Genomic DNA, 1,209 nt, shown 5'->3' with positions numbered 1-1,209 from the left:
CAAGTGAATCAGCTTCAGCATCAGTAAGCTTGAGTCAATCAGTTTCAACAAGTGCCTCTGCTTCAACGTCATTGAGCCTGAGTCAATCTGTCTCAGCAAGTGCCAGTGCTTCAGCATCAGTAAGTCTGAGCCAGTCAGTCTCAGCAAGCGAGTCTGCTTCAGCGTCATTGAGCGCAAGCCAGTCAGTTTCAACAAGTGAATCAGCTTCAGCATCAGTAAGTCTGAGCCAGTCAGTTTCAGCAAGTGAATCTGTTTCAACCTCATTGAGCTTGAGCCAGTCTGTATCAGCAAGTGAATCAGCTTCAGCATCAGTAAGCCTGAGCCAGTCAGTTTCAACAAGTGAATCAGCTTCAACGTCATTGAGCACCAGCCAGTCTGTATCAGCAAGCGAGTCTGCTTCAGCGTCAATAAGCTTGAGCCAGTCAGTCTCAGCAAGTGAATCAGCTTCAACGTCATTGAGCACCAGCCAGTCAGTCTCAGCAAGCGAGTCTGCTTCAGCGTCACTGAGCTTGAGTCAATCTGTCTCAACAAGCGCAAGTGCTTCAACGTCATTGAGCACCAGCCAGTCTGTATCAACAAGCGTAAGTGCCTCAGCATCGTTGAGTGGTAGCCAGTCTGTCTCAGTAAGCACAAGTGCCTCAGCGTCATTGAGCACAAGTCAGTCAGTCTCAGCAAGTGAATCAGCTTCAGCGTCAATGAGCTTGAGTCAATCCGTTTCAGCAAGTGAATCTGCCTCAGCGTCATTGAGCACAAGTCAGTCAGTCTCAGCAAGTGAATCAGCTTCAGCGTCAATGAGCTTGAGTCAATCCGTTTCAGCAAGTGAATCTGCCTCAGCGTCATTGAGCCTGAGCCAGTCAGTCTCAGCAAGCACAAGCACTTCAGCATCAGTAAGCCTGAGCCAATCCGATTCAGCAAGCGTAAGTGCTTCAGCATCAGTAAGCCTGAGCCAGTCAGTTTCAACAAGTGAATCAGCTTCAGCATCAGTAAGCTTGAGTCAATCAGTTTCAACAAGTGCCTCTGCTTCAACGTCATTGAGCCTGAGTCAATCTGTCTCAGCAAGTGCCAGTGCTTCAGCATCAGTAAGTCTGAGCCAGTCAGTCTCAGCAAGCGAGTCTGCTTCAGCGTCATTGAGCGCAAGCCAGTCAGTTTCAACAAGTGAATCAGCTTCAGCATCAGTAAGTCTGAGCCAGTCAGTTTCAGCAAGTGAAT

General features: G+C 48.6%; 1 protein-coding gene. It reads right to left on the bottom strand.

From position 1 onward, the window contains the following. A partial coding sequence (locus tag D8790_RS10615; RefSeq protein ID WP_185761951.1) for a hypothetical protein occupies nucleotides 1–1,209 on the bottom strand: 1,209 nt, incomplete at both ends.

It is taken from the genome of Streptococcus cristatus (assembly GCF_003943535.1).
In the GTDB taxonomy this organism is placed as follows: domain Bacteria; phylum Bacillota; class Bacilli; order Lactobacillales; family Streptococcaceae; genus Streptococcus; species Streptococcus cristatus_L.
This window is presented reverse-complemented; position numbering and strand designations above follow the sequence as displayed.